The following is a 6,928-nucleotide window of genomic DNA, read 5'->3' as shown; positions in this document are numbered from 1 at the left end:
AGATATGGGTACGGCTGCGCTACGGCGGCCGGTATGACCTGACGCGAGACGGTCACGGCTATTACTGCCGGGAAGTGGTTAAGCGGATGTATGAGGTCTGGTGCCACTGTCGTGGCCTGAAAGTGGTGTGAGGTGGGTATGGTTGATATTGAAATGATTAACGAAAAAGAAGTTATGAAGATGATCCGCGTATCTTCCCGTATGACTATCTGGAAATATACCGAGCATCATAACTTTCCGAAACCAATACGCACCCACCCCAAGCAATATCTGCGGTCTGAGGTGGAAGCGTGGATCTTGAACGGGGGTGTTAACCCGAAATCTTCTTGATATGCCAGAATATTTTTTCGGCATAAAGCTCATAGGCGGCCTTCTGTTCAGCAATCCAATCGTGTTTGTTATAAACGGTCAGAACGCCGCCAAGCTCATGCCCCAGCATTTTTTCGATGACATGCGGGGCAACGCCTTCTTCCGACAGCCGAGTCGCCAGGGTCCGGCGGAAATCATGTGCTGTAAATTCGCCAATCCCTAACGATTTTTCAATCCTTTTCATGAAACGGTTTGCGCCAGCGAGTGACATTGGCTTTTTAAGATCGGGTCCGGGGAAAAGAACATTTCCGTATGTCATTTCCGCCTTTTTGAGCAATTCATCTGCAGCATCGAAAATTGGCCGCCGCACAACCCTATTCGTCTTGCTTCTTTCAGCTGGTAGCAGCCAGACACCCTCCTCCCTGTTGAACTCGGATTTAACAGAGTCGCGGATTTCACTATTGCGGGCACCGTATAGCATCAGTAGCTGGTGTAATAAGCGGTTAGGGGTAGACCCGCGGCTGCGCTCAATAGCCAGCCATATCTTTGCCAGTTGGTTATAGCTTAGCGTCACCTCTCCAACTGCTGGCTTCACCCCAATATCTTTCGGTTGTAAAAGCATCAGCTCGGTAACGCCAACAAATTGCCTGCGGGTGCACCAGCCGATCGCCGTCCGAAGCTGAATTAACAACTGTCTGGCCCGCCGGGGATTAATCCTCTCTTCCTCAGTGAATCTCTCAACCCAGAGGCGAACGGGGATATCTTCGACAGGAACCCCCGGAAAGGCATCACTCATAAGCTTAATAACCGTCGATTTATAGAGGGAAACTGTCTTCTCCCTCAGAGCTATATCAACGTAATTTTCTTTCCAGTATTCGAGACAGTCCTTCACCGTGGGCTTCTTTTGAGCGCGGAGCCCACCGGCCATAATCCGAGGGTCAATCCCTTTATCAACTGCCTCGCGCAAATCAGCAACCTTGTTGCGAGCGTCCCTTAGCGTTAAGGACGGATAACGTCCAAGCCCCAGACGATGTTGTTTGCCATCCCAGCGAAAACGGAACTGAAAGCTGATTACCCCTTTGGGCGTTATGCGGATCCCAAGTCCGTCTGAATCAGTGATTTCAGGCGGACCCGAATATGGTTTACCATAGAGAGAACGCAGTTTTGTGTCGCTAATTGCCATTCTGTATTTTGTACTCAGCTATTGATGATTTATGTACTCAACCTGTACTCAATATCGCATGTATAAACATAAACAACAATATTTAGACGTGTACAATCATTATCAACGAATGACAAAAAAGACATTAAAACACACCAAATTCAAATACATATAACATCAGGCGTGTACATTAGGTGACAGTAAAAAACGATAGTATACAGAGCGCATTCCTCTTCCACGATTACGAGACCTTTGGCACCAGCCCCTCGCTCGACCGGCCGGCGCAGTTTGCCGCCATCCGCAGCGATGCGGATCTGAATATCATCGGCGAGCCGGAAGTCTTCTACTGTAAACCCGCCGACGACTATCTGCCGCAGCCGCAGGCGGTGTTGATCACCGGGATCACGCCGCAGGAGGCTCTCGCCAAAGGTGAAAACGAAGCCGCCTTTGCCCGCCGCATCCACGATCTGTTCACGGTGCCGAAAACCTGTATCGTCGGCTATAACAACGTGCGCTTCGATGATGAAGTCAGCCGAAATATTTTTTATCGCAATTTTTACGATCCTTACGCCTGGAGCTGGCAGCACGACAACTCGCGCTGGGATCTGCTGGATGTGATGCGCGCCTGCTACGCCCTGCGCCCGGAAGGGATCAACTGGCCGGAGAACGACGAAGGGCTGCCGAGCTTTCGCCTGGAACACCTGACCGTGGCCAACGGGATTGAACACAGCAATGCTCACGATGCGATGGCCGACGTTTATGCCACCATCGCGATGGCGAAACTGGTCAAAACCCAGCAGCCGCGCCTGTTTGAGTATCTCTACGCCTATCGCCATAAGCGCAAGCTGACGACGCTGATTGACGTCCCGCAGATGAAACCGCTGGTCCACGTCTCCGGGATGTTCGGCGCGGCGCGCGGCAACACCAGCTGGGTGGCTCCGCTGGCCTGGCACCCGGACAACCGCAATGCGGTGATCATGGTCGATCTTGCCGGCGATATGTCGCCGCTGCTGGATCTGGATGCCGATACGCTGCGCGAACGGCTGTACACGCCAAAAGCCGAACTCGGCGAGCGGGCGGCGGTGCCGGTTAAATTAGTCCATCTCAATAAATGCCCGGTACTGGCGCAGGCCAATACGCTGCGCCCGGAGGATGCCGACCGGCTGGGGATCAACCGTCAGCGCTGTCTGGATAACCTGCAGCTGTTACGCGCACATCCGCAGGTGCGCGAGAAAGTGGTCGCTATCTTTGCCGAAGCGGAGCCGTTTGTCCCTTCCGACAATGTTGACACCCAGCTGTATAACGGCTTTTTCAGCGACGCCGACCGCGCGGCGATGAAAATCGTCCTCGAAACCGAGCCGCGCAACCTGCCGGCGCTGGATATCACTTTCGCCGATAAACGTATTGAGCGCCTGCTGTTCAACTACCGCGCGCGCAACTTCCCCGGCAGCCTTGACGAAGCCGAGCAGCAGCGTTGGCTAGATCATCGCCGCGAGGTGTTTACCCCGGAGTTTTTACAGGCCTACGCCGATGAGCTACAGAGACTGTATCAGCAGTATGCTGACGACAGCGAGAAGCTGGCGCTGCTAAAAGCGCTGTGGCAGTACGCGCAGGAAATTGTCTAACTGGCGGGAATTCCCGGAGACGGCGCCTTGTCCGGGCGACAAAATCCACGACCGCACGGATTCGTCGCCCGGCAAGGCGTTAGCCGCCACCCGGGAAGGGGAGTTTAGCCTTTAGCGCGGCTGGCGATAATCGCCTCTGCCACGTTACGCGGCGCCTCGGCGTAGTGGTGGAACTCCATGCTGTAGGTGGCCCGCCCCTGCGACATCGAGCGCAGCGTGGTGGAGTAGCCGAACATCTCGGCCAACGGTACGTCAGCGCGAATGATCTGGCTGCCGAACCGCTCCTCCATGCCCTGCACCATCCCACGACGGGAAGAGAGATCGCCCATAATATTCCCGGCGTACTCTTCCGGCGTTTCCACCTCCACATGCATCACCGGTTCGAGAATCACCGGATCCGCCCGGCGCGCGCCCTCCTTGAAGCCGAAAATCGCCGCCATGCGGAAGGCCAGTTCCGAGGAGTCGACGTCATGATACGAACCAAACGTCAGGATCGCCTTCACGTCAACCACCGGATAACCGGCCAGCACCCCGGATCCCATCGCTTCGCGCAGCCCTTTCTCGACGGAAGGAATATACTCCCGCGGCACCACGCCGCCTTTGGTGGCGTCTTCAAACACAAAGCCGCTTCCCGGCGGAAGCGGTTCCAGCGTCAGCACCACATGGCCGTACTGCCCTTTCCCGCCGGACTGGCGGACAAACTTGCCTTCCACCTCGTTGACCGTTTTACGCAGGGTCTCGCGATAGGTCACCTGCGGGCGGCCAATATTGGCCTCAACGCCGAATTCACGGCGCATCCGGTCAACGATAATTTCCAGATGCAGCTCGCCCATCCCGGAAATAATCGTCTGGCCCGACTCCTCGTCGGTATGCAGACGGAAAGAGGGATCCTCAGACGCCAGGCGCTGCAAGGCAATACCCATTTTCTCCTGGTCGGCCTTGGTCTTCGGTTCAATCGCCAGGGAGATGACCGGATCCGGAAACTCCATCCGTTCAAGGGTAATCACCGCATCCGGGTCGCACAGCGTGTCGCCGGTGGTGACATCCTTCAACCCGACGCAGGCGGCAATATCCCCGGCATGCAGTTCATCCACCTCATGGCGATCGTTGGCATGCATCAACACGATGCGCCCGATCCGCTCTTTCTTACCTTTGACCGGGTTATACACCGCATCGCCTTTTTTCAGGGTGCCGGAATAGACCCGAATAAAGGTCAGCTGGCCGACATAGGGGTCGGTCATCAGCTTAAACGCCAGCGCCGAGAAGGGTTCATCGTCCCCGGGATGACGTGCCGCCGGTTGTCCTTTTTCATCGACGCCTTCAATGGCCGGAACGTCCAGCGGCGACGGCATCAGTTCGATGACCGCATCGAGCATCCGTTGCACGCCTTTATTTTTAAACGCGCTGCCGCACAGCACCGGCTGGATCTCCCCCGCCACGGTACGTTTACGCAGCCCGGCCACAATTTCGGCCTCGCTGAGCTCACCGGTTTCAAGATATTTGTCCATCAGCTCATCGTTGGCTTCCGCCGCCGCTGACACCATTTTTTCCCGCCACTTTCCTGCGCTGGCTTGCAGCGCATCCGGCACCGGCGCGTAGCTGAAGGTCATCCCCTGTGTAGCGTCATCCCACAGGATGGCGCGCATGCGGATGAGATCCACCACGCCGGTGAAATGCTCTTCGGCGCCAATCGGGATAACGATCGGCACCGGGTTGGCCTTCAGGCGGTCAATCATCATCTGCACGACGCGGAAGAAATCGGCGCCGGGACGGTCCATTTTATTGACGAAGGCCAGCCGCGGGACGTGATACTTATTCGCCTGCCGCCAGACGGTTTCCGACTGCGGCTGCACGCCGCCCACCGAGTCATACACCATTACCGCGCCGTCCAGCACGCGCATGGAGCGCTCGACTTCAATGGTGAAATCGACATGGCCGGGGGTGTCGATAATATTGATGCGATGCGGCTCTAAGCTTCGGTCCATCCCCGGCCAGAAGCAGCTGACCGCCGCGGAGGTAATGGTAATCCCGCGCTCTTGCTCCTGCGCCATCCAGTCGGTGGTTGCCGCGCCATCGTGTACTTCACCCAGTTTGTGGCTCATTCCGGTGTAAAACAGAATGCGCTCGGTAGTGGTGGTTTTACCGGCATCGATATGCGCGGAGATACCGATGTTGCGATAACGTTCGAGGGGGATGGGTCGGGGCATGATGCGTCCTTAGTCGTTTTGACTGTCAGTTAGCGGCCAGAGTGTGCCGCGGTATGGTTCACGGCAGCTATCATAGTACAACTGTACGAGTATATTCGAACTATTTTTGCTATCGTAGCTATTGGTGAAGCGGCACCGACTCGCATGGCTTTAGAAATTCAGTTTCGGTATATTACCGGCCAGCCGCCGATACGGGCTGCTGCTCCCGGGAGCAGAGCAACCGCCGACACAGGAATATTATGATCGCCAATCATCCCGAACGTGAACAAATTCGCCTGGAAAATGTGCTTTTTGCCCTTGGCAATCCGATGCGGCTGGAGATCATCCGCAGCCTCGCCGACGGCAGCGAGCAGAGCTGCAACGCGCTGCGTCATGAAGATGTGGCGAAGTCGACGATGACCCACCACTGGCGCGTCCTGCGCGATAGCGGGGTGATCTGGCAGCGCCCGCAGGGGCGGGAGAATATGATTTCTCTGCGCCGGGACGATCTCGACGCGCGTTTTCCCGGCCTGCTGGATGCGCTGCTTAAGGTGATGCAGCAGGAGAAGTAAATCGCCCACATTTCTGCCGAATCTCCCGGAGGCGATGCTGCGCATCTGTCCGGGCTACCGGCCCGCAAAACCACATGAACTCGTGCCCGGGAATCCCGGGTTGCGGCGTACACGCCTTACCCGGGCTACCAGACCGTGAGCAGCGGTGAACCTGTAGTCCGGCTAAGCGTAGCGCGAGCCGGGAAGATCGACATCCGCCAGAAACAAAAAAGCCGGAGGTTTCCCTCCGGCTTTCTCATCACCAAACGTGATTAGGCAACGTCTTCGTACTGCGGCACCGGGTTGCGGAAGCTTTTCGTCACGCAGGCCAGGTACACCAGACCGATACCCCCCCAGATCAGGCCCAGAATCATCGAGCTCTCTTCGAGGTTAATCCACAGTGCGCCCACGGTCAGCGCGCCGCACACCGGCAGGACCAGGTAGTTAAAGTGGTCTTTCAGCGTCTTGTTGCGCTTCTCACGGATCCAGAACTGGGAGATCACCGACAGGTTAACGAAGGTGAACGCCACCAGCGCGCCGAAGTTAATCAGCGCCGTCGCCGTGACCAGATCGAATTTGATCGCCAGCAGAGCAATCGCGCCCACCAGCAGCACGTTCCATGCCGGGGTACGCCATTTCGGGTGCACGTAGCCGAAGAAACGCGTCGGGAACACGCCATCGCGGCCCATGACGTACATCAGACGCGAAACGCCCGCGTGCGCCGCCATACCGGAGGCCAGTACGGTCACGCTGGAGAAAATCAGCACGCCCCACTGGAAGGTTTTGCCCGCCACGTACAGCATAATTACAGGCTGTGACGCGTCCGGATCTTTAAAGCGTGAGATATCCGGGAAGTACAGCTGCAGGAAGTAAGAGGCGCCGATGAAAATCAGGCCGCCAATCAGCGCCGTCAGGAAGATCGCCTTCGGAATCACCCGCTCAGCGTCTTTGGTCTCTTCAGACAGCGAAGAGATACCGTCAAAGCCGAGGAACGAGAAGCACAGGATCGTCGCACCGGTAATCATCGGCACCACGTGCGCCCCCTCAGACCAGAACGGACGGGTGCTGGTCAGCGTGCCCGCGCCTTCGCCGTGC

7 protein-coding genes are annotated in these 6,928 nt (G+C 56.9%); 4 read left to right on the top strand and 3 right to left on the bottom strand.

All coding sequences use genetic code 11. The features are described 5' to 3' along the window. Nucleotides 1-2 precede the first annotated feature (2 nt). Together ACI2JR_RS27580 and ACI2JR_RS27575 are read left to right on the top strand one after the other, a co-directional pair. Nucleotides 3-131 carry a hypothetical protein gene (locus ACI2JR_RS27580; RefSeq protein WP_462480017.1) on the top strand — a complete coding sequence of 43 codons (129 nt, stop codon included), beginning with the start codon at nucleotides 3-5 and terminating at the stop codon, nucleotides 129-131. 7 nt (nucleotides 132-138) lie between these two features. Continuing rightward, nucleotides 139-330, top strand: coding sequence for a helix-turn-helix transcriptional regulator (locus ACI2JR_RS27575; RefSeq protein ID WP_193133764.1), 192 nt, complete (start codon nucleotides 139-141; stop codon nucleotides 328-330). Here ACI2JR_RS27575 and ACI2JR_RS27570 read toward each other — a convergent pair. Then, nucleotides 311-1,492 (bottom strand): tyrosine-type recombinase/integrase, encoded by a 1,182-nt coding sequence (locus tag ACI2JR_RS27570; RefSeq protein ID WP_462480016.1) that lies wholly within the window; start codon nucleotides 1,490-1,492, stop codon nucleotides 311-313. The two genes, ACI2JR_RS27575 and ACI2JR_RS27570, sit on opposite strands and share 20 nt — an antisense overlap. 173 nt (nucleotides 1,493-1,665) lie before the next feature. Between ACI2JR_RS27570 and sbcB the strand changes: the two genes are divergently transcribed. Further along, entirely contained in the window at nucleotides 1,666-3,096 is a 1,431-nt protein-coding gene (gene sbcB / locus ACI2JR_RS27565) for an exodeoxyribonuclease I (protein WP_462480015.1), read from the top strand. A 104-nt stretch (nucleotides 3,097-3,200) separates the two neighbouring features. On the opposite strand, the gene fusA is transcribed toward sbcB, so the two are convergent. Next, nucleotides 3,201-5,303: an elongation factor G gene (gene fusA, locus ACI2JR_RS27560; protein ID WP_462480014.1), complete on the bottom strand. Its 2,103-nt coding sequence runs from the start codon at nucleotides 5,301-5,303 to the stop codon at nucleotides 3,201-3,203. Between the two features lie 239 nt (nucleotides 5,304-5,542). On the opposite strand from fusA, the gene ACI2JR_RS27555 reads away from it, so the two are divergent. After that, nucleotides 5,543-5,854: an ArsR/SmtB family transcription factor gene (locus tag ACI2JR_RS27555; RefSeq protein ID WP_132725182.1), complete on the top strand. Its 312-nt coding sequence runs from the start codon at nucleotides 5,543-5,545 to the stop codon at nucleotides 5,852-5,854. Nucleotides 5,855-6,105: 251 nt separating this feature from the next. On the opposite strand, the gene ACI2JR_RS27550 is transcribed toward ACI2JR_RS27555, so the two are convergent. After that, nucleotides 6,106-6,928 (bottom strand): APC family permease (locus tag ACI2JR_RS27550; protein WP_462480013.1); only part of this gene is annotated, 823 nt, incomplete at its 5' end.

It is taken from the genome of Klebsiella sp. NPDC088457, from assembly GCF_044900465.1.
In the GTDB taxonomy this organism is placed as follows: domain Bacteria; phylum Pseudomonadota; class Gammaproteobacteria; order Enterobacterales; family Enterobacteriaceae; genus Klebsiella.
The sequence above is the reverse complement of the archived record's forward strand: the minus strand, read 5'-3'. Positions and strand labels throughout refer to the sequence as shown.

What these genes read in the sequence shown, in the direction of transcription:
- ACI2JR_RS27575 (WP_193133764.1), top strand. Translation starts at nt 139, where the DNA reads ATGGTTGATATTGAAATGATTAACGAAAAAGAAGTTATGAAGATGATC.
- ACI2JR_RS27570 (WP_462480016.1), bottom strand. Translation starts at nt 1,492, where the DNA reads ATGGCAATTAGCGACACAAAACTGCGTTCTCTCTATGGTAAACCATAT.
- fusA (WP_462480014.1), bottom strand. Translation starts at nt 5,303, where the DNA reads ATGCCCCGACCCATCCCCCTCGAACGTTATCGCAACATCGGTATCTCC.
- ACI2JR_RS27555 (WP_132725182.1), top strand. Translation starts at nt 5,543, where the DNA reads ATGATCGCCAATCATCCCGAACGTGAACAAATTCGCCTGGAAAATGTG.